Source organism: Streptomyces sp. NPDC002577, assembly GCF_053594815.1.
The window spans coordinates 164,429-185,831 of record NZ_JBSFWK010000005.1 but is presented as its reverse complement, the minus strand read 5'-3'; the positions used below and the strand labels follow the sequence as shown (position 1 = coordinate 185,831).

Below are 21,403 nucleotides of genomic sequence, written 5' to 3'. Positions count from 1 at the left end.
GGCGAGGCCGCCATGTCCGGCGAAGAGCGTTCTTCCTCCGGCACCGGCCGTCTGCTCACCGGACTCGCCTGGGTGGTGCTGCTGCTCGGGCTGTGGCTGTGGGGCAGCGGGATCACCGGCATGCCGAGCGGCCTGTCGGCGCCCACCACGGGCGACGCGGCGGCGGTCGGGCGGCCGCTCGGCGTCCAATTGCCGGGGGCCCGCAAGCCGTTGCCCGCCGCGAAGCCGCTGCGGATCGATGTGCCGTCGATCCGGGTGCAGGCGCCGGTCGTGGCCCGCGGGCTCGGCCCGGACGGGGCGGTCGAGGCGCCGTCCTATGAACAGGCCGGGGCCGTGGCCTGGTACGCGAACGGCACACAGCCCGGAGCTGCCGGCGCCGCGGTGTTCGTCGGCCATGTCGACACCGAGACGCGGCCCGCGGTCTTCTTCAACCTCAGTGCGCTGCGGCCGGGCGACAAGATCCGGGTCAGCCGGGACGACGGGACGGTGGCCGAGTTCACCGTGGACGATGTGCTGGTGCTCCCGCGTGAACGGTTCGACGCGCAGCAGGCGTACGGGGTGCGTCAGACCGGGCGGGCGGAGCTGCGGCTCATCACGTGCGGGGGCACGTTCGACAAGGCCAGTCGTACCTATACGGCGAACGTGGTGGTGTCCGCGTACCTGACCGGCGTCGGGCCTTGAGGCACGCAGGCACTCCTCGCGACACAGGCGTGCGAAGACCCTGTCGGGAGTGCGGAGTGCGGTCACCCGGCCCGGCCGACGGCCCGCTTCCCCCCGGGGAGCCGCCGGCCGGGCTGGTCCTCGACCGCGCGCGCACGGGCCGCGGGAGAAACCCGGCGCCGGCGCGGGAGGCTCGTCGGCCGGTCCCGGACGCCGGTGATCACGGCCGGTCCAGACCTGAGCCGACTCTAGAACGGATGGTGGGCGGGGGCAGAGGCGATTTGACGCCAAGTCGCATGCCGGTTGCCCTCCGTTCACCGGCGTACGGTGCGGCCGAGGCCCGGTGCGGGTGCACCCAGGGGCGGTACAGGGCCGGTACCGGTGTGCCGCGGCCCCGTAACAGCTCTCCGACGAAGCCGAAGCGATCTCGTGGGGATGGGCCACCTATGTCAGGATTGAGAGCCGGACTGTGCACCCAAGGGGGAGTGGATGTACCGCAATTCAGGCATTTTCCGGGGGAGTTCGGGGAATTCCCCGGAATTCCGCGGATCGCGGCCGGGGGCCAGGGGGGTGAGGGCGTCGGCGGTCGTGGCGGGGGCGGCACTGCTGCTGGCGGGGTGCTTCTCCTCCGGTGACGACGAGCCGAAGAAGGACGCGGCGGAGACGCCCGTCCAGCAGCAGCCGAAGGGCAACGATCCGTACTGGGTCAATCCGGACGGCAACGCCGCGAGGCAGGTCGCGGCGTATGCGAGGGCCGGCAAGGAGGAAGACGCCGAGCAGATCCGGAAGATAGCGGAGCAGCCCACCGGCGAGTGGATCGGCCCGGAGAACCCGGAGCAGGAGGCGCGCGGTTTCACCGAGGCGGCCGAGAAGGCCGACCGGGACGCGATCCTCGTCCTCTACAACATCCCGCACCGCGACTGCGGCAACTACTCGGGCGGCGGCGCCGCCGACGGCAACGCGTACCGCGCCTGGATCGACGGGGTCGCCAGGGGCATCGGCGACCGGGGCGCCACGGTGATCCTGGAGCCCGACGCGGTGCTGCACCTGGTCGACGGCTGCACGCCCGACGAGTTCCACGAGGAGCGTTACGACCTCCTCAAGGGCGCCATCAAGGAGCTCAAGGCGCTGAAGAACACCAAGGTGTACCTGGACGCGGGCAACGCGGGCTGGGGCAAGCCCGACCAGATCTTCGAGCCGCTGACCTGGGCGGGCGTCGAGCTGGCCGACGGCTTCGCGGTGAACGTCTCCAACTTCTACACGACGAAGGACAGCATCACCTACGGCAAGGAGCTGTCCGCGAAGGTCGGCAACAAGCCGTTCGTGATCGACACCAGCCGCAACGGCAACGGCCCCTATACGCAGGGCGCGGCGGACGAGCGCTGGTGCAACCCGCCGGGCCGCGCGCTCGGCGAGGCGCCCACGACCAAGACGGGCGACGACCTCGTCGACGCGTATCTGTGGGTCAAGCGTCCCGGCGAGTCCGACGGCACCTGCAAGGGCGGCCCGAAGGCCGGCGACTGGTGGCCGGCATACGCGCTGAAGCTGGCCAAGGCCTCCAAATAAGGCCTCCAAATAGCGGCAGTCCCCGCGCCCCGAAGGGGGGCGCGGGGACTGCGCCGATATGCGGGTCCGCCGCGTGAGCGCGACGGACCCGCCGAGCAGGAGACCCGCGGGAGCGCTACGGCACCTTGACCCACACCGCCTTGCTCGGCGTCCCCTGATCGTCCGTCACGAACAGCATGTACCAGCCGGACTCGACCAGATTGCGGTTCTTCGGGATCGTCACCGTCACGCCGTCCGCCGTCTTCTTCAGGTCCAGCGCGATGGAACGCTGGTCGACGTCGGTGACGTGCGTGGACGCGCTCGGCCGGATCAACCGCGCCGCCCTGATGGACGACGCGTGCTCGGACGCGAACGTCGCCGACTCCCCGCGCTTGATGGTCTTCGGACCGCCGCTCAGCGACGGACGCGAGTCCCGGTACAGGTAGGGCGGCGTGTAGATCTCGATGCGCTGCTCGAACGTGCCCGGCTTGGTGTTGGCCTTGTCGCCGTAGAGCGAGTCCGAGCCGAAGAACATCACGCGGCCGTCGGGCAGCAGCAGCGATCCGGAGTGGTAGTTGCGGCCGACCAGCGGGTCGGCGACCCGGTCGAAGGTGTTGGTGTCCGGGTGGTAGATCCGCGCCTGGTGGATGTTGGAGTCGCCGCGTCCGCGGTAGTCCTCGGAACCGCCGGAGACCAGCACGGTGTCGTCGGGCAGGATCGAGGACTGCGGGTAGCGGGTGCCCTCCTCCAGCTCGGGACCGTCCACGAAGTGCGGGTTGTCGGCCTTCAGATCGATGATGCGCGTCTTCTTGCTGGACTTGTTGGACTCGCCGACCCCGCCGCCGCCGATCACCATGTACTTCTCGTCCTGCGCGGGCGGCAGCAGCACGGTGCCGGCGGTCTCCAGCAGGTTCTTGTCGCTCATGCCGGGGACCTTGGTGAACTTGTTCGTCTTCAGGTCCCAGATGCCCGGGTCACGGCCGACGTCGTCCGGGCCGTAGCCGGCGTTCGCCCCCGAGTAGAACATCCGGCCGTCCTGCATCAGCGAGATCGCCGGATACGTCGGGAACTGCCGGACGTCCTTGCTGTACGTCCATTTCTTGGTCTTCGGGTCGAAGACCTCGTTCTTGCCGGGGACCAGCTGGCCGATCTCGTCCAGGCCGGAGAGGCTGAGGATCTTGCCGTCGCTCAGCGTCGTGAGCGTCGGATACCAGCGGGCCTCGTTCATCGGGTCGACCTTGATGTACTTCTCGGCGACCGGGTCGAATTCGTAGGCGTCCCTGATTCCCTGGAAGTCCTTCTTGTCCAGGGCGAGTTTCTGTGCGATGCCGTACGTGTTGCGGGCATCCACGCCGGTCAGGCCCTGCACACGGTAGTTGTCCTGGGTACCCGTCTCGTACTTGGCGCCGCTCTTCTGCGCCTCGACATAGATACGGCCGAGGCCCGGGTCGTTGCGCAGGAACTTGCCGGTCTTCTTGTCGAAGACCTTGGTCGCCCGCTCGACGACGATCGGATCCTTGGAGACGAACGTCTTGCCGTTCTCCTTGCCGGTGAACTTGGTGCCCGCCGGCAGCGTGATCGGCTTGTCGGGGTTCTCGTTGTGGACGATCATCAGGCCGCCGGCCTTGGTGACGTCGCCCTTCAGTTTCTCGTACCGCTTGGTGCCGCCGGCGATGAGCAGATTGCCGTTGGCGAGCTGGGTGTGGCCGGTGCAGAAGAGGTCGCTGGGCGTGGGGATCTTCTTGATGGTGTTCTTCACCGGGTCCCAGATCCGGGTGTCGAACTTCTTCGCGTTGAAGTTCGTCTGGTTGTTCCCGGAACCCGCGACCAGCAGGACCTTGCCCGTGTGCAGCAGCGCCGCGTGAATCGTGTTCTGCCGGAACTGCTTGGGGAATTCGATGACGTCCCAGTGGCCGTTCTCGGCCATGTACTCGGGTCTGTTGATCTTGTACTGGTGGTACTGCTCCGACCCGAACCGGTAGAGAGCCGGTCCGTTCATGCCGGCCAGAGCTAGCACCACCGCCGTGCCTATCGCGATGCGGCGGGCGCGGCGGCGGCTGGAATGGTCCTTCACTTCTTACGTCCCCCAAGGGCGATCTGCATGGTCTGGTCCGGGGCAGCCGGCTGGTCGGTGCCGGTGGCCTGGCGATCGGAGCCGGTCGCCCGGTCGGCGGCGGCCCAGGTCGGCTTCTGCTGCGGCGTGTGCGGGCCGCCCGGAGCGTGCGGGGCGCCTGCGGCCCCGGTGCCGGGAGCCGGCGCCTCGCCGGGCTCGACGGCCCCCGGCTCCGGTGCCATGGCCCGCTTCTTCTTCTCCTCGCGCAGCGTCCAGCGCCACGCGAAGATCGGCGCGGCCGTGATCAACAGGGCGATCGACGCCCACGTGAGCATCGCCGGGTGCGAGTGCCCGAAGTAGAACGAGGCAGCCATCGAGCCGCCGAAGACCAGAATGAAGAACAGGTGGATGCGGAACGTCCCGAACAGCGTGTCCGGGCTGGCCGAATCCCCCTTCGGGGTCACCACGAACTTGCTCTTGCGGCGCAGCACGGCGTCCATCAGCGACCGCGCGTAAATGGGCGCGGAGAGCGCGGACATCACCATGCCGGCCACACCGCCCGAGCCCTCCGGCTCGTGCGGGGAGACGTTGTGGCGGCGGTTCCAGACGTACAGGCCGATCTGCAGCGCCGACGCGTTGCCGTACAGCATCAGCCAGATCGTCGGGTCGATGTTCACGCCGGAGGCGCCCAGGCCCAGGAACAGCGCACAACTCAGCGCCGCGAGGATCCAGTTGAGGGCGGACATCGGATAGAAGATGACCATCATCGTGTAGTTGAAGAAACGCCCGGGCGGCAGTGTGAAGGGTGCCTTCCAGAACTGCTTGAGGATGGTCTCGTACGTACCGCGGGACCAGCGCAGCTGCTGCGTGAAGAAGTCCGTCCAGGCGTTCGGGCCCTCACCCACGGCGAGCACGTCCGGCGTGTAGACCGACTTCCACTTCTTTCCGGTGGCCGGATTCCGGTGGCGGTGGATCTCGAAGCCCGTCGCCATGTCCTCGGTGATCGAGTCGTACAGGCCGCCGACCTGCTTGAGCGCCTTGATGCGTACGGCGTTGGAGGTGCCGACGAACATCGGCGCGCCGTAGGCGTTGCCGGCGCGCTGGATCAGGGCGTGGAACAGGAACTGCTGGGACTCGGCCGCCTTGGTGACGAACGTGTCGTAGTTGCCGTACACCTGAGGGCCGATCACGAAGCCGACGTCCGGGTCGCGGAAGAAGCCGAGCATCCGCTCCAGGTAGTTCGGCAGCGGGACGTGGTCGGTGTCCACGGAGGCGAAGTAGTCGTAGTCGTCGCCGTGGGCGTCCAGCCAGGCGTTGTAGTTGCCGTGCTTGGTCTTCGCGCGGTGCGGGCCCTTGGCCTGGTTCCACTTGGCTATGCCCTTGCGGGTGAAGTGGTGCACGCCCAGGCGCTCGCAGACCGCCTTCACCTCCGGGTCGTCGCCCTCGTCGAGCAGCCAGACGTGCAGCAGGCCGCGGTGGCGCAGCTTGACCGCGGCCTCCAGCGTCCTCGTCACCATCTCGAGCGGCTCCTTGCCGGGCACGAACGAGGTGAGGAAGGCGACGCGGGTGCCGGTCTCGGGCACCACCGGGATCGGGTCGCGGGCGACGAGCGTCGCGTGCGCGTTCGACAACACATTCATGCAGCGGAAGAACTCGATCAGGCCGATCGAGACGAGCATGACGACGTCGAGGGCCGGCAGGAAGTCGTACGCCGGGTAGTCCCGTTCCGTCCAGTGCTCGGGCTGCATCAGCCAGGCGAGCAGGACCAGGGAGAGCAGCGGGGCCGCCCCCAGCATCAGGGCGGCGCGGATGCGGTGCGGCTCCTGCGAGAGCAAAGAGCGGTACCGGACCTTGTACGGCTTGGTCGGATCGGGTTGAGTGAGGGGGCCGGCGAGCCGGCTGTAGTGCTCGTAGTCGTATCTCGGAAGACTTTTCTTGAGCCGGAGAAAGCCGCCCGTACGCTGCGAAACCACCCTCAGCTGGGTGGTCTGGGACGTGTCGGACTGCTGCCGGGCGCCCGTTGGCGTCGACGTCATGAGTCATCCCCCCACACGCGAGTCACCGCGTGCTCGTTGTTCCGAACGCCCGGTGCGGTCCCCCTCGACCTTTCCGGGCGTGTCAGTGGCAGGCCACCGTCACCTGAGACATGGAGCAGCGACCGTCCGGTTGCAGGATGCCCCCCTCGGCATCCGTTCGTGAACGGGGCCCCTTCCCCGTCCTTTGCGGCAACCGGTTCGGGCATCCAACTGCCCTGTACCTGCTGTCTCATAGGAGCCAATAGCTCACAGCCAGGGTTCTACGCCGTTCATCATGATCGCAAGAGCACTTCTGGCTTATCGGGCGTGACGGGCCGGATCCGGGCCGTCACGCCCCGTGGCAGGCGGGGCCCGGGCCGCAGGAACGTTTGACCAGGTGGTGAGGCGGTGGCGGGCAGCAAGAAGGCCCCCCGCTTTCGCGGAGGGCCTTCCTTGTCTGTGCGCCGCCAGGGACTCGAACCCCGGACCCGCTGATTAAGAGTCAGCTGCTCTAACCAACTGAGCTAGCGGCGCCTGCTGACCCGGAGAACTCTACCCGAGCCCGGAGGGTGCTCGTGACCACGCCGTGCCGGAGGAAAGCCGAAGAAGGCACGGTCGGCCTACCCGAAGGGGGCCCGATCCATCATTCGGACCGTCAACATGCGGTATCGCTGGACAGTTGAGAAACTGACGATCGTGCAGATGCGCGGACATTTCTTTCAGGGGTGTGAGGGAAATCTCATGGCTGCTCCGGTATTCGAGGAATTCGATCCCGCGCGCGGTTGTGACTGCCCCGGCTGTGTTCAGTGGCGGCGTATCGCGCCGCATTCCCTGCCGGTCCGCCTCGGCGGGCATCCCGCGGCTCACAGGGCACGTCGCGCCCTGGTGCTCGCGGCCGCGGCAGGAGCCATGTTCGGTACCGGTCAGCCGGTCGCGGCCGCCCCCGCGGACCTGCGTCCGGAACGGCCGCCCGGCGCTCCGGCCGCCGACGGGCCCGATACCCCGCAGGGCAGCCGGGCGCCGCTCTACGGGGGCAACCGCCCCACGGGCAGCCGGGTCCCGGAGGTGACCCCGACGACCCGGACGGAGATCATCAACAGGGCCAAGCAGTGGGTCGCCGCGAAGGTGCCGTACAGCATGGACAAGTTCTGGGCGGACGGTTACCGGCAGGACTGCTCGGGGTTTGTCTCGATGGCCTGGAATCTCGGCACCAACGAATGGACAGGCACCCTCAGTACATACGGGGTGCGCATCACCAAGGAGCAGCTCCAGCCCGGAGACATCCTTCTCTTCCACAACCTCGCCGACCCGGTGGACGGGTCGCACGTCACCGTTTTCGGCGGCTGGACGGACTACACGCACACGTATTACGTGGCGTATGAACAGGTCCGCCCGAATACCCGGAAAAAGTCCACTCCATACGCCTATTGGAGCCATTCGGCGAGCTATGTGCCGTACCGCTACAAGGGCATCACGACAGGGACGGGCGGCGGGCCCGCGGCGACCCCCTTTCCCGGGGCCTCGTACTTCGGGCCGGGCGCGAACAACGAATACGTAACGAAACTGGGGCAGATGCTGGTCGCACGCGGCGGTGGACGCTTCTACACCACCGGTCCGGGGCCGCGCTGGACCGACGCGGACCGCAAGGCGACCCAGGCGTTCCAGCTGGCGCAGGGGTGGAAGGGCAGCGGCGCCGACGGGATTCCGGGGCCGAAGACCTGGGACTACCTGGTCAACGGCAAGGGCCGGGACATCCCGAAGGCGACCGGCACGACCGGGACCGGCACGACGGGGACCGGCACGACGGGGACCGGCACGGGCACGACCGGAAGCGGCACTACCGGGACCGGCACGGGTGCCGGGAAGACGGTGCCCGCGTTCCCCGGCACGGCGTACTTCCGGCCGGGGCAGTCCAACAAGTACGTCACCCAGCTCGGGCAGCAGCTGGTGAAGAAGGGATTCGGCAAGTACTACACGAAAGGGCCGGGGCCCAGCTGGAGCGAGAGCGACCGGCGCAACGTCGAGGCGTTTCAGCGGGCCCAGGGCTGGCGCGGCGGAGCCGCCGACGGCTACCCGGGACCCGAGACCTGGCGACGGCTCTTCTCATGACGGAGGCACGGATGAGAACGACCACATCGGAGTCCCCCCGGCCCGAGGGAGCCGGGCCGAAGGGCGCGCCTCTGTCGAAGGCGACGAGGAGGAGGGAGCGAAGCGACCGCTCGACGGGGTGGGGGCGCCCCCGGCCGGAGGCTGGGGGAGTCGACAGGGGGCACGAGCTCCCGGAGGAGGTACGACGGGATCCGGCTCCGGAGCCCGGGGCCCGGCCGCCGAGGCTCATCCAGAACGAGTCCACCACCGAGATCCCCGTCCATCTGCTGTTCCGTGACGATGCGGGGGCGGCCGCGGCCGCGGCCGCCGCTGCCGCGGGCGTCGGAGCGGGAGCGGGAACGGGCCTGGGCGCGGACGGAGTCGGCGTGCCGCTGGGGTCCGCCGTCGTGGGGCGCGGCGGTCCACGGCCGGGCGGTCCGCAGCCGGCCGGCGTGCATGCCGGCGGGTCGCAGACGGGAGGGCCGCAGATGGAGGGCGCGCCGTCCCAGCCGTATCCGCGTGCCGTCCGCCGGGCCGCGGCGCGGGCCGTCGGGCGGGTGCCGGTTCGGGCGGCCCTGCGGGTGGGGGTGCGTCCGGCGTGCGCGGACGACCCGGAGTTCACCGAGTGGCCGGGGCGGGCGCTGCCCGGTTCCGCCGGTGTTCTCGCCGGGGTCCTGGGCGCGGCGGGCGGTGTGGCGTCGCTGTGGTGGTCGGGCGTGCTGCCCGATCTGGTGGCGCGGGCGATCGGGCTGTCGGGGTACACGGGGTCGGGTTTCGGGGCCGCGCAGTGGGCGGCGCTCGCGGGTTCCGCTGCGCTCGCGACGTTCGGCTTCGGCGGGCTGACCCGGGGTCAGGTCGGACGGGCCTGGGCGCTGACGCACTTCGGCCGCTACCGGGGGACCGTCCGGCGTACCGGCCTGCTCTGGATCAACCCGCTGCTGCTGCGGCGGCGCGTCGACGTACGGCTGCGGCACTGGCGCAGCGAGCCGATGCCCGCGGTCGACGCCAACGGGGTCGCGCTGCGTGTGGTCGTGCTCGTCGTATGGCGGGTGAAGGACACGGCGCGCGCCGCGCTCGGTGTGGACGACCACCAGGAGTATCTGCGCGAGTGCGTCGAGGCGTCGCTGGCCAGGGTGGCGTCCCAGCGCCCGGCCGACGCCCCGTTCCCGGGCACCGGCGGCGGGGTCCTTCTCCAGAACGCGCCGACGCTGCGCGACACGGAGGCCGTCGCCGACGCGCTGACCCGGTATGTCGCGGCGGACGCCGAACCGGTCGGCGTCGAGGTGTTCTCGGTGCAGCCGGTCAGGATCGAGTACGCCCCGGAGGTGGCGGCCGTGATGCAGCGCCGCCGGATCGCGGCGCTCGACGCGCAGCACCGCGACACGGTGCTCACCTCGGTCGTCGACTCGGTCGAGGACACCGTGACCCGGCTGACCACCCGCGGTCTCGTCGAACTCGACGACTACGAACGCAAGGCGCTGGTGAAGGACCTGACGGTCGCCTTCTACACGGGGCGGGCGAACGACGGGGGGTGAGGATCCGGCGCCGAGCCCGTCTCTGCAATTGGTATGGACATGTTCAAGGGACACCCATAATCTGAACTTGGTCTAGACCTGAAGTGAAACAGGCCTGCCCGGCCTGACGTCCCGTCATGCCCGGGTCCCGGGTCCACCGCGGTGTGCACGTGCTCACGGAACTCCCCACGTTCTCCAGGAGCGACAGCATGCGACGCAAGAAGACATACGCGGCCTTACTGGGCCTCACCACGGCCGGCGCCCTCGTGCTCTCGACGGGCGGCGCCAGCAGCCACGGCTACACCGACCTCCCCATAAGCCGGCAGAAACTCTGCGCCAACGGCACCGTGACCGGCTGCGGCGCCATCCAGTACGAACCGCAGAGCGTCGAGGGGCCCAAGGGCTTCCCGGCCGCAGGCCCCGCCGACGGGCAGATATGTTCCGCGAACCACACCAACTTCGCGGCGCTGGACGGCCCGAAGACCCCGTCGGGCGGCGCCTGGCCGACGACCGCGGTCACCAGCGGGCAGAGCTACACCTTCCGCTGGCAGTTCACGGCCCGTCACTCCACGACGGACTTCAAGTACTTCATCACCAAGAACGGCTGGGACGACAGCCAGCCGCTGACTCGGGCGGCCCTCGAGACCACTCCCTTCCTGACCGTGCCCTACAGCGGTCAGCCGCCCGCCACCCTCTCGCACACGGGCACGCTGCCCTCGGGCAAGAGCGGGCACCACGTCATCCTCGCGGTATGGACCATTGCCGACACGGCGAACGCGTTCTACGCCTGCTCGGACGTCCAGTTCTGACAGCTCTGACGTCGTCCCCCTCCCGGCCCCGCTTCGGCGCGGGGGCCGGGAGGGGGCGGCCTGTCAGGGGCGCGGTATCACCCGAAGAGATCTGTTTTCATCTTTTTTCCGCCGTGCCACGCCCTGCCGCACGCAAATCCGGCGACCTCACGGGCTTCATTGGGAGGGAGCCGTCATCGGATGCCGTGGTTCCCCGCGCATCCGGCCGGACGGTGCCGGAGCGAGGACCGCGGAGGTTTCCGATGCGCAAGTGGCTGCCGCTGACCGCGGTGTGCTTGGGCGCGTTCATGCTGCTCGTCGACATCACGATCGTGACCGTCGCCCTGCCCGACATGGCCGCCGGCCTGGGCACCACCTTCGCCGACCTGCAGTGGGTGATGGACGGATACGCCCTCGCCCTGGCCGCCCTGCTCCTCGGCGCGGGCTCCCTCGCCGACCGCATCGGCCGGCGCGCGGTGTACGTGGGCGGCCTCGTGCTGTTCGCCGCCGCCTCGCTGGCGTGCGCGCTGGCGACGGGACCGGGCGCGCTCATCGCGTTCCGCGCCGTCCAGGGCATCGGCGGGGCCGCCATGTTCGCCACGACCATGGCTCTGCTCAGCTGCGCCTACCAGGGCCGCGACCGGGGTGTCGCCTTCGGCGTGTGGGGCGCGGTCAGCGGAGCCGCCGCGGCGGCGGGACCCGTGCTCGGCGGGCTGCTGACCGAACACCTCAGCTGGCGGTGGATCTTCTACGTCAATCTGCCGATCACCGTCGTCGCGGTGCTCGTCACCGTGCGCGCCGTCCAGGAGTCCCGCGATCCGCGGGCCGCCCGCATCGACGTACCCGGCATGGCCGCCTTCACGCTGGCCGCCGGGGCGCTGACGTACGGGCTGATCCGGGCCGGCGAGCACAGCTGGCTCGAGGCGGCGACGCTCGGGCCGATCGCGGTGAGCGCCGTGGCCGCCGTCGTCTTCGTGCTGATCGAGCTGCGCACAGCCCATCCGATGCTCGACCTCTCGCTGTTCCGCAACCGGTCCTTCACCGCGATCATGATCGGCGGAGTGCTGCTGGCCCTCGCCGCGTACTCCTGCCTCGCGTACCTGTCGCTGTGGCTGCAGTCCGTACGCGGCATGGGGCCCGTCGCCGCCGGTCTCGCCCTGGTGCCGATGAGTGTGGCCGCGTTCACCGCCTCCGCGCTCACCGGGCGCTTCCTGCACGGCGTTTCGCCCCGGCTCACCATCGGCGGCGGCCTGCTGCTCGTCGGCGCCGGCGCGCTGCTGCAGTCGCTCCTGGGCGCCGACTCGACATGGATCACGCTGCTGCCGGGCCTCGCCGTCACCGGGATCGGCGTCGGCCTCGCCACCCCCGTGATGGCGTCCGCCGCGATGGCCCAGGTGGCGTGGCAGCGCGCCGGAATGGCGGGCGGAGCCCTCAACACGGGCCGGCAGCTGGGCAACGCGCTGGGCATCGCCCTGCTCGGCGCGATCTTCCAGGCCGGTATGGAGCAGGTCCTGCGCGACGGCAGCGCCCTGCCCGACCCGGAGCGGGCGGCCGCCGCGGTGAGCGGCGGGCGGGCCCAGAGCGTGATCGCCGGCGCCCCACCGCAGGCGCGGGCCGCCGTCGCCCACGACGTGCATGCGGCCTTCGCCGCGGGGCTGCAGAACGCCCTGCTGCTCGCCGCGTTCGCAGGTCTGCTGGGCGGCGGGATCGTACTGGCGCTGATGCGCCGCCCGGATCCCGCGTCCGACAGCGAGGGCCGGCGCTCCGCGGCGGAACCGGCGGCGGCAGCCCCGGCGGCCGGTGCGAGCTGAGCGCACGCGGAGGGGGCCCCTGGTCATGGGCCCCCTCCGGTCGTACGCAGCCGGGGCCTTCCGATCCCGGCCGCAAGCACGTCACTTGACCAGCTTGCCGTCCGCCCGCACGGTGAACCACGTGCCGCCGACGCCCTGGCCGCTGGTGTCGCCGGGGTTCTGGTCGCCGGTGTACCAGTAGAGCAGCCAGCAGTCGAGCGCGAGCTGCTTGGTGCCGTCGGGACGGGTGTAGGTGCTGATCAGCTTGGACTTGATGCCCTTGATGTTCTTCACGTCCACCGGCCCCGCGGGCTTCCAGAGCTTCAGGCAGTCGCCGACGCAGTTGGACTTCATGGGCCAGGCGGTGTCCTTGGTGAAGCGGTAGAGCGTACGGCCCTTGCCGTCCCGGACGATCTCGCCGAGCTCCGGGTCGTTCACCGTGGACAGCGCGGGCAGGTTCTCCTGCGCGGCCTGCGCCTTCGTCGCCTTCTTGCCGTCGGGTGCCGCGGCGAACCAGGTGCCGCCCACACCCTGGCCGTTCGTCTGCCGGGGCTCCGTGTCCTGCACGTAGCGGTACAGCGGCCAGCCGGCCAGTGTGAGCTGCTTGGTGCCGTCGGCGCGGGTCACCGAGCCGAGCAGTGCGGAGTCGACGCCCTGGCCCGCCGACGCCCCGTCCGCCAGGACCGGCGGCCAGGTGGCGGCGCAGTCGCCCGAGCAGTTGGAGACGGGCGGCGACGCCGTGTCCTTGTCGAACCGGTAGAGGGTGAAGCCCGCGCCGTCGGTCACGACCGGGCCCAGTTCGGCGCTCTCCCAGACGCTCAGCCGGCCCGCCTGCGAGGGCTGCGCCCCGGCGTCTGCTGCGGCGGCGGGTGTCGCGGAGGCCGTGGCCGGGCTCGCGGCCGCGGCGGGCGCGGCCGCGTCCTGTGCACCGCACGCGGCCGTCGTCATGATCGCCGCCACCGTCAACGCGACCGGAACCAAGGTGATTTTGCGCATGGCTGGGCCTCTCTCTGGCTTCGTTGGATTCGTCTTTCGGGCTGCTGCGCCGGCGCTTTCGCATTCCGCCGGACAGGTCCGCCCCGGCTGCCGGGGAGGAGGTCGACCGGCTGCCGGGGCGGAGATCAGGTCCCGGATTCCTTTCCCCCGGTTCATCGGGGGCCTGGGAGTCGCCCTCAGGGCCGGTCACTGTGAAAACGGCCTCAGCGACAGGGCGGTTCAGTTCCGGGGCGGGTTTTTCAGTTCTTGCGTCGGACGGCTGGTTCTCCGCGGGTCACACGCGGCCGGTTCCCGCGCCCGTCAGCGTCTGCGTGGGCACGACCACCTGGAGGCCCAGCACACCGAGGTCCACGTTGCCGTCGGACTCGGCGTACCACCGCCAGTGCGCCCCGGGGACGTCGCCGACCGTGAGCACGATCCAGCCGCCGCCCTCGGGCGACGTGAGGTCCGCCAGGGTCCGCGCCTCCTCCGCGGTAGGCGGCTCGAGGAGCACGATGAAGCCGGTGACCTCACCCGTCCGGGCGGCGCCCCGCACCAGCCCGACGCCCAGCTCCTCGGCGGCGTTCAGCACCTCGTCGGGGGCCTTGCCCTGCACGTCGGCCACCGTGCGGACCCGTACCAGGCTGTTGAGTCCGGGCAGGGCGGTCGCGGTCGGGTCCACGGAGACCACCACGGTGCGCTGCCGGGGGAGTTCCATCAGGCCGCGGACCAGCGACGCCACGGTGTCCTGGGCGACGGTGAGGTCGCCGGAGACGCTCAGCGCGCCGTTGATCTGGCCGAGGTCGACCATGACCTGCGCTCCGCGCTCGCTCACGCCGACCCGGGCGAGGTGCGGCAGGGCCAGGCCCGCGTCGGCCGCGGGGTCGCCCTCGATGACCGAGGGCAGGTTCGTGCGCTCCCAGCGGGTCGGGGCGAGCGCGGTCCACGGCGCCGGGGCCTCGTGCGCGGCCGAGACCGAGGCGAGCAGCTTGGTGGGCTCGGCGAGCACGCTGTAGACGCGGACCGGACGGGCCGTCTCCGACGCCTCGGCCGGGACCAGTTCGCGCAGAGCCTGGCGGACCACCACCGGAGTACGGGTGTCCGCCGCCAGCCGCCTGGCCAGCGCGCCCCGGCGACGGCGGCGCAGAGCGAGCGCCATGCCCCGGGGCAGCCGCGGGCGAAGCGTCCGGCCGGCCTTGGCGACACCGCCGCCGGTGGCGCGCGCGGCACGTCCGAGCGGGCGTCGCGCGACGATCCCCACGGTCAGCGCGGTGACGCCGGCGATACCGCCGATCAGTACGGGGAGCGGAACCCCGTTGAGGCCGGCGAGGGGATTGGACGCCTGGCCGGCCGCCGCCCCGGCCGCCGGTGACGCGCTGGGCGTGGCAGGCGAGGCGCTCTGCTGGGACCGCTCGGGCGTGGTCGTCTTCGCCTGGGGCAGGACGCCGACCTGGACGTCGGAGCCCTTGGCGTCCTCGGGGAGGATCAGGGCGAAGCCGGGCATCAGCTGGTCCGGGCTGACGAACACCGATCCGTCCGGGAGCACGCGCCCGCTGTTCAGTACGAGGATCTCCTCGAAGCGGTTGCCGTCGCCGAGGGTGCGCTGCGCGATGTCGAACAGCGTGTCCTGCTTACCGCCGTTGTCCTGCGGTGACTTGACGACGTAAAACTTCGTGAGCTCCTCGGCCAGGAGCACCTGGCCCGGCCGCTCGCCGGCCGATTCCGCGCCGAGCGCGTGGGCGGGGGCGGGCATCGACATCCAGGTGATGAGCGCGATCGCGCAGGCCGCCATCACCTGTGCCGTTCTGCGCTGACGGTCCGTCTGCCGCGGGTGCGTGGTCGTGGTTGGGGCGTCTCGCATCTTTCTCGTCCTCCTCCGTACAGGGCCGTTGACGCGCACTGCCGGGGCGCGTCGGCCGTCACACGGGCGATGCGGACGGTCGGTTCAACCCGCTGAACCGTTCCGGTGCGACGGCCGTGGACAGGGCGCCGAGCGAACGAGAAGCGGGGAGGCGCTGGAGATGGCACGACGGCACAGCACGGGCTGGGAGGTCCTGGGGTTCACGAGCGACCCCACACCCGGCGATCCGGAGGCGATCCGGACGCTGGCCAGTACCTACCAGGAACTCGGCGACGGGGCGGGTGAGGCGTTCGATCTGCTCCGTGGCGACGGGGCGATACGCCAGGGCAAGGGCAAGACGATGGACGCCCTGAAGGAGAAGATCAACAAAGATCTGCCCGGTCTCCTCGAGAAGACCAGGGACTCCTTCCACAAGGCTTCGGAGGCGTACAACAAGTACGCGGACACCCTGACGAACGCCCAGGACATGCTGGACCGGGCGATCGACGAGGGGCAGGAGGTGGCCGCGACCGCGAAGACGGACGTGCCGGCCCTGGCCCCGGACGCCACACCGGACCAGGTCGACGCGCACACCACGCAGCAGAACGCGGTCAACGCGGCGAAGGACAGGCTGTCGGCCGCCGAGGCGCTGGGACGCGATGCGCAACGGCTGCGCGAGGACGGCTCCCGTACGGCGTCGGTCATCCTGGACGAGGCGGCGGGAGAAGCCATCCCGGAGCGGGGTTTCTTCAAGAAGGTCGGCGACTTCCTCGCGGACAACCCGCTCATCGAGATCATCGCCGGCATCGTCGTCGGCATCATCGCGGTCTTCCTGCCGGTCGTCGGCGTCCTGCTGGGCGCGCTCCTGCTCGGCGCGTCGATCATCCGGATGGTGTCGCAGGGCAAGATCGACGTCGGTGATCTCATCATCGGCGTGCTGACGCTGGTGCCGGGCGGTGTGCTGCTGGGCGCGCTGGGCAAGGTCGGCGGATCGATAGCCAAGTTCGCGAAGCTCGCACCGCTCCTGTCCAAGCTGGGCAAGGGCGCGGGGACGATCTCGGGAGCCCTGGCAAAGATCATCAAGAGCTCGACGTTCGTCCGGAAGATCATCAATCCGCTCGGCAAGGGTCTTGTGGGCCTGTCGGTGAAGCCGGGTGTCGCACTGGCCGGCAAGGTTCTGGTCGACGTGGGTACCGAGTTCTCGCTGGGTTTCCTGGCGACCGGGATCACGGCGCTGGCAGACGGCAAGAAGTTCGACCTGGGGCCCGCGGCCCTGGGCTCCCTGATCGGCGCCCTGTCAGGTGGTGTGCTCTCCGCGTTCGGCGGTACGAAGTTCGCCAACAGCATCAAGGACGCCTTCACCACCAAGGGCAAGTTCAAGAGCAACATCGACAAGGCGTTCTCCAAGGCGAGCCTCGGCATCGTCGACGGCAAGTTCAAGCCGAGCAGCATCCTGCACGTGGACGGCAAGGGACAGGCCCAGAAGAACGGGTTCCACGGCATCAACAGCTCGACCTCGTCCGATCCGTCCGATGGTGTGCTCAAGACCAAGGTCACCACGCCGGACGGTACGAAGACCGAAGCGAAGGTCACGCCGCCCGCCAACAATCCCGACAAAGCACCGCCCGCCGACGACCTGCCCTTCTCACCGCCGGAGAATCCCGTCACGTCGACCAAGACGACGACGCCGGACGGCTTCACCTCGGAGACGAAGGACGGCACGAACACCATCAAGTCCCCGGCCGGGGACAAGGTCACGTCGAACGGCAACACGACCAAGATCGAGACTCCCCTGGGCGGCAAGGGCGCCGGGGAGAAGACCGTCGACGTACTCGGAGGCGATTTCGCCGGGGACATCAAGGACGGTTTCGGGGCGTTCAAGGAGAAGCTGGGATTCGGTGGCAACAAGCCCACGCCCACGCTCAACACCGAGCTGACGCCCGGCGGCGGGTTCAAGACCTCCGGCTCGTTCGGTGACGTCAACCATCAGCCGGGTGGCGGCACGACGTTCAGCACGCCGAACGCCGACGGCAGCGGCAACACGCCGCAGTTCAACGTGAACGGCAACGACATCTCCACGCCGGGCGGCCTCACCGTGACCGACGGCCCGGACTTCAAGACGGTCAGCGGCGGCGGGATCTCCGTCAACAACCAGAACGACACCACCTCGGTGTTCAACACCCCGAACCCCGGGAACAACGTCCCACCCGTGGTCACCCACGACCCGGGCAACGGAAACATCGACGTCAACCTGGGCAACAACACGACGATCACCGGGGACGCGAACAACATCGGCAACGGCGTGACGCTGCCGAGCGGCACCCATACGTCGGTCGACAACGCAGGCAACATCCACGTCAGCAACGGCGGCGCGGGCGGCCAGAACGTCGACGTGGCTCCGATCAACGCAGGCGGCAACGTCACCATCACCGACGGAAACACCACGACCCACATCCCGACGACCGGCGGGGCGACGATCAACACGCCGGGCGGGCCCACTACCACGCTGGACCACAACGGCTTCACGGTGAACACCGGGGGCGCGAACTCCGACACCATCCAGTTCAACGGCAACAACGGAACGCTCGACGTGACCCCGCCCGGCGGGCACCCGCCGGTGACGGTGAGCCCGAACGGCGACGTCAACGTCGGCGGGATCACGACCAACCACACCGGCGGGGGCTCCGTCACGGACGGCACCCACTCGGTGGACTTCTCACCGGGCGACATCAAGTTCAACAAGCCGGACGGGTCCTCGTTCAACGTCAACCCCAACGGCACTTTCGCCGTCGACGGGATCCACAAGACCCCGGACGGGACGATCAACTCGGGCGCGACCACGGTGAACCCGGACGGCTCCGCGACCATCTCGCACGGCGGCCAGGACTTCAACGTCAATCCCAACGGCCAGATCACGGTCACACCCACCGGCGGCAAGCCGGGCATCGAGGGCGCACCGCAGCCGACCCCCGGCAACCCGGTCAACCTGGGCAACAGCACCATCAGCGTGGACGGCGCCGGCCATCACACGATCACCGTCACCGGCAACAACGGCAGCACGGTGACGGTGTCGCCCCACAACGGCACCACGACGGTGAACTCGGGCCCGTTCCAGGTGCACCACGGTCCGAACGGCATCAACGGCGGCACCACGGGCGCCAACCCGATCCAGGTCAGCCACGGCACGGACGGCATCACCAAGGTCAGCAACGGCGGCACCACGGTGAGCACCGGCCCGAACGCTCCGACCACGGTCGGCAACCCGGGCGGCGGCCAGCCCGCGGTCACCGTCCACCCGTCGAACGGGGACACGCCGACGCAGGTCGACACCGGCGGCAACAGCACCACCACGCTGACGGACAACGGCGCCCAGACCGACGTGGGCAACAAGAACGTCGCGAACGGCAACGTCGACAACAACGGTTCCATCACCACAAACGCCCCGGCGGGCGACAACACCACGGTCACCAACACCCCGCAGGGCACCACCGCCACGGACACGGGCGGCAATTTCAGCGTCGACAACAACGGAAACGTCAACGACGGCGGGATCACCGTCAAGCCGAACACCGACGACCACAACCGCCCCGTCGCCGACATCACCAACAACGCAGACGGTGGCGGCAAGGCGACCCTCACGAACGACAAGATCGACTCCGGCGGGATCACCACCAAGGTGGACACGAACGGCGACGTGACCTTCACCCATCAGCCGGCGGGCGGCGGGCCGGGCACGACCGCCACCTCGTCCCCCAACGGCGCGATCACGACACAGGGGCCCGACGGCACGAATGTCGAGCTCGACGGGCACTCCACTCAACTCCCCGGCGGCGGCATCGCGCCCAACAACAACCCCGAGACGAAGATCACCAGCCCGAACGGCGACGTCATCACCTCGAACGGGCAGACCATCACCCACTCCAACGACGGATTCACCACCACCATCGACAACGGCCCGAACGGCCAGACGACCACCACCGTCCACAACGACTCCGGCGTCGGCCACACCATCGACCCGAACGGTCAGGCGACGGTCAACAACTCGCCGAGCGGCGCCGACATCAGCGGCACCAACACCCAGGTCACGGTGAACACCCCGCAGCAGGAGGGCCCGGGCCTGTTCGGCTCGCCGAACCAGACGGGCGGCCAGAACACACTGTCCAACGGCCCGGACGGTCCCACCATCACCACCCACGGCGCCGACCCGATCCACGAACCGGGCAGTACGGTCACGCACAACACCGACCCCGGTCACGAGGGCGAGTTCACGACCACGTACGGACCGGCCGAGGGAACCTTCGGGCCCGGTGGCGTCACCGAACTCGGCCCGAGCAACAAGCACTTCGACCCCGACACGCTGAACCCCATCGACACCGGTCGCAACCCGATCGGCAACGGCCCGGGCGAGACCTCGATCAGCACCGTGCACGGCGACGGCAACAGCGGCATCAACGTGAACACGCCGGGTAACGGACCCACCCTGCACCACGACGGTTTCTTCGGCGGCACCACCAGCGTGGACACCGGCAACGTCAGCATCATCAAGACCCCGGGCACACAGGAGAACGCGGGTACCGCCGGCCAGAAGTCCGGCGTCGTCGACGGCCCGCTCAACCCGCTCGACCCCGCGCCCGCGCCGACGCCGGAGAGCTTCAACGTGGGAGGGAACAACGGCGGACCCAATGTGGAGGTCCCGGTCGGGGGCAAGGGCGGATCCACCGTCCACGGCCCCTTCGATGTGAAGTCGACGGGCAACGGCACGTTCGAGGTCTCACCGCCCGGCGGCGGCAACGGCCCGAACGACAAGGTCACCATCAACAACGACGGCACGCTCAACGGGCCCGGCGTCACCACACCGCCGGCGCTTCCCCCGGGCCAGCAGGGACCGGTACAGCCCCCGCACGCCACGCTCAGCAACGGCACGACGGTCTACGGCCCCGGAGGAGGCGCGGCTCCCACCGTCAACCCGCCCGGCGGCGTCGGCCCGACCACCACGTTCAACAACGGCACGGCGACCACGACCGACGTCGGCAGCGGCGTGACGATCACTCAGCACCCCAACGGCAGCGCCACCTTCAACAGCAACACCGGAGGCGAGCACACCGTCGTCAACGTCAACAACGGCGGTGTGGACGGCACCGTCGTCAAGAACGACGGGAATGGTTTGTCCACGTTCGACGTCAACGTGGGCGACAGCGGCGCCGTCAAGGTCAAGGACGGAAGCGGCAACACCGTCTCCGAACTGGACCCGGCGGGCGGCTTCAACGAACAGCACTCCCCGGTCCACGAGTACTACTCGCACACCAGCGGCCCCACCGCGGTCACCGACCTGCACGAATACGGCTACGAGGCCCTCACCAGCGTCCTCAAGGGCGTCTTCAACCAGGGCATCAGCGCCGCCTACCAGATCGGCGTCAACGGAGCCGACCCCCTGACCACCCTGGAGAACGCGGGCATCAGGCTCGGCAACGGCATCGGCAACTCGCTGGGCAGCAAGAAGATCGAGAACGACTACGTCTTCAAGACCAAGGGCCCCGAGGTTCCGCTCGCCACCATTCCCACAAAGACCATCGGCAATCTGAACAACAACGCCGACATCGATCTGGCGCACCCGAAGGAAGAACAGCCCATCAAGGTGGAACTGCCCACCCAGGCGTGAACCACTTCGGTACGCCCTACGTGTGTAAGGCGCCGGACCGAGAAATCGACTCACGAACTCACGAACTCACGAACTCGCCGATAAGCGAAATCACGAACGGGAGATATTCCGATGGCTGACTACCTCGTCAACGATGAGAAGACCGCCGCGACCGCCTCGACGACCATGAACGAGTACGACATCGCGAAGGCCCAGCTGACGAAGATCAAGGGCGACCTGGACGCTCTGACGGCGGACGGCTACAACACGCCCTCCGCGAAGGACAAGTTCCAGCCGTTCGTCGAGGAGTTCATGAACAGCTACAACCAGGTCACGGACGGCCTGACGGGCATCTCCGACTACGTCAGGAAGTACGGCGAGGCCATCGCCCAGCTCGACAGCGACATGGGCAACAGCCTCAGCAAGTAAGCCGCAACCCCCGACACCACTCCCCTCACCCCCCACCCGCCGGTCGGGTCGGGCCTTCCCCCGGCCCG

The 21,403-nt window shown here is 69.5% G+C and carries 12 protein-coding genes and 1 tRNA gene; 8 read left to right on the top strand and 5 right to left on the bottom strand.

Annotated elements, in window-relative coordinates; all coding sequences use genetic code 11:
- Window positions 1-12: 12 nt before the first annotated feature.
- Window positions 13-681 carry a class F sortase gene (locus ACWD4J_RS10090; protein WP_451394855.1) on the top strand — a complete coding sequence of 223 codons (669 nt, stop codon included), beginning with the start codon at window positions 13-15 and terminating at the stop codon, window positions 679-681.
- Between the two features lie 468 nt (window positions 682-1,149).
- Window positions 1,150-2,226, top strand: a complete 1,077-nt coding sequence (locus ACWD4J_RS10085; RefSeq protein WP_451394854.1) for a glycoside hydrolase family 6 protein — start codon at window positions 1,150-1,152, stop codon at window positions 2,224-2,226.
- A gap of 115 nt (window positions 2,227-2,341) precedes the next feature.
- Here ACWD4J_RS10085 and ACWD4J_RS10080 read toward each other — a convergent pair whose 3' ends face one another.
- From ACWD4J_RS10080 to ACWD4J_RS10070, 3 genes are all read right to left on the bottom strand, one after another.
- Window positions 2,342-4,279, bottom strand: a complete 1,938-nt coding sequence (locus ACWD4J_RS10080; RefSeq protein WP_451394853.1) for a galactose oxidase-like domain-containing protein — start codon at window positions 4,277-4,279, stop codon at window positions 2,342-2,344.
- Entirely contained in the window at window positions 4,276-6,294 is a 2,019-nt protein-coding gene (locus ACWD4J_RS10075; RefSeq protein ID WP_451394852.1) for a glycosyltransferase family 2 protein, read from the bottom strand. Before ACWD4J_RS10075 ends, ACWD4J_RS10080 begins: the two co-directional genes overlap by 4 nt.
- A 439-nt stretch (window positions 6,295-6,733) precedes the next feature.
- A tRNA-Lys gene (locus ACWD4J_RS10070) sits at window positions 6,734-6,807 on the bottom strand.
- A 207-nt stretch (window positions 6,808-7,014) separates the two neighbouring features.
- Between ACWD4J_RS10070 and ACWD4J_RS10065 the strand changes: the two genes are divergently transcribed.
- From ACWD4J_RS10065 to ACWD4J_RS10050, 4 genes are all read left to right on the top strand, one after another.
- Entirely contained in the window at window positions 7,015-8,382 is a 1,368-nt protein-coding gene (locus ACWD4J_RS10065; protein WP_451394851.1) for a peptidoglycan-binding protein, read from the top strand.
- Between the two features lie 344 nt (window positions 8,383-8,726).
- The gene (locus ACWD4J_RS10060) at window positions 8,727-9,896 is read left to right on the top strand and encodes an SPFH domain-containing protein (protein WP_451394978.1); all 1,170 of its coding nucleotides are present in this window, start codon (window positions 8,727-8,729) and stop codon (window positions 9,894-9,896) included.
- A 188-nt stretch (window positions 9,897-10,084) separates the two neighbouring features.
- A complete protein-coding gene (locus tag ACWD4J_RS10055; protein ID WP_451394850.1) occupies window positions 10,085-10,684 on the top strand; it encodes a lytic polysaccharide monooxygenase auxiliary activity family 9 protein in 600 nt (199 codons plus the stop codon).
- Window positions 10,685-10,926: 242 nt separating this feature from the next.
- Window positions 10,927-12,474 (top strand): MFS transporter, encoded by a 1,548-nt coding sequence (locus ACWD4J_RS10050; protein WP_451394849.1) that lies wholly within the window; start codon window positions 10,927-10,929, stop codon window positions 12,472-12,474.
- An 81-nt stretch (window positions 12,475-12,555) separates the two neighbouring features.
- Here ACWD4J_RS10050 and ACWD4J_RS10045 read toward each other — a convergent pair whose 3' ends face one another.
- Both ACWD4J_RS10045 and ACWD4J_RS10040 read right to left on the bottom strand, forming a co-directional pair.
- Entirely contained in the window at window positions 12,556-13,449 is an 894-nt protein-coding gene (locus tag ACWD4J_RS10045) for an SCO0930 family lipoprotein (protein ID WP_451394848.1), read from the bottom strand.
- Window positions 13,450-13,723: 274 nt separating this feature from the next.
- On the bottom strand, window positions 13,724-15,289 hold the full coding sequence (locus tag ACWD4J_RS10040) for a hypothetical protein (protein WP_451394847.1): 1,566 nt from the start codon (window positions 15,287-15,289) through the stop codon (window positions 13,724-13,726).
- Between the two features lie 160 nt (window positions 15,290-15,449).
- On the opposite strand from ACWD4J_RS10040, the gene ACWD4J_RS10035 reads away from it, so the two are divergent.
- Together ACWD4J_RS10035 and ACWD4J_RS10030 are read left to right on the top strand one after the other, a co-directional pair.
- Window positions 15,450-20,927 carry a beta strand repeat-containing protein gene (locus tag ACWD4J_RS10035; protein ID WP_451394846.1) on the top strand — a complete coding sequence of 1,826 codons (5,478 nt, stop codon included), beginning with the start codon at window positions 15,450-15,452 and terminating at the stop codon, window positions 20,925-20,927.
- Between the two features lie 111 nt (window positions 20,928-21,038).
- A complete protein-coding gene (locus ACWD4J_RS10030; RefSeq protein WP_451394845.1) occupies window positions 21,039-21,335 on the top strand; it encodes a WXG100 family type VII secretion target in 297 nt (98 codons plus the stop codon).
- The last annotated feature ends 68 nt before the right edge of the window (window positions 21,336-21,403 follow it).

What these genes read in the sequence shown, in the direction of transcription:
- ACWD4J_RS10090 (WP_451394855.1), top strand. Translation starts at nt 13, where the DNA reads ATGTCCGGCGAAGAGCGTTCTTCCTCCGGCACCGGCCGTCTGCTCACC.
- ACWD4J_RS10085 (WP_451394854.1), top strand. Translation starts at nt 1,150, where the DNA reads ATGTACCGCAATTCAGGCATTTTCCGGGGGAGTTCGGGGAATTCCCCG.
- ACWD4J_RS10075 (WP_451394852.1), bottom strand. Translation starts at nt 6,294, where the DNA reads ATGACGTCGACGCCAACGGGCGCCCGGCAGCAGTCCGACACGTCCCAG.
- ACWD4J_RS10065 (WP_451394851.1), top strand. Translation starts at nt 7,015, where the DNA reads ATGGCTGCTCCGGTATTCGAGGAATTCGATCCCGCGCGCGGTTGTGAC.
- ACWD4J_RS10055 (WP_451394850.1), top strand. Translation starts at nt 10,085, where the DNA reads ATGCGACGCAAGAAGACATACGCGGCCTTACTGGGCCTCACCACGGCC.
- ACWD4J_RS10050 (WP_451394849.1), top strand. Translation starts at nt 10,927, where the DNA reads ATGCGCAAGTGGCTGCCGCTGACCGCGGTGTGCTTGGGCGCGTTCATG.
- ACWD4J_RS10045 (WP_451394848.1), bottom strand. Translation starts at nt 13,449, where the DNA reads ATGCGCAAAATCACCTTGGTTCCGGTCGCGTTGACGGTGGCGGCGATC.
- ACWD4J_RS10040 (WP_451394847.1), bottom strand. Translation starts at nt 15,289, where the DNA reads ATGCGAGACGCCCCAACCACGACCACGCACCCGCGGCAGACGGACCGT.
- ACWD4J_RS10035 (WP_451394846.1), top strand. Translation starts at nt 15,450, where the DNA reads ATGGCACGACGGCACAGCACGGGCTGGGAGGTCCTGGGGTTCACGAGC.
- ACWD4J_RS10030 (WP_451394845.1), top strand. Translation starts at nt 21,039, where the DNA reads ATGGCTGACTACCTCGTCAACGATGAGAAGACCGCCGCGACCGCCTCG.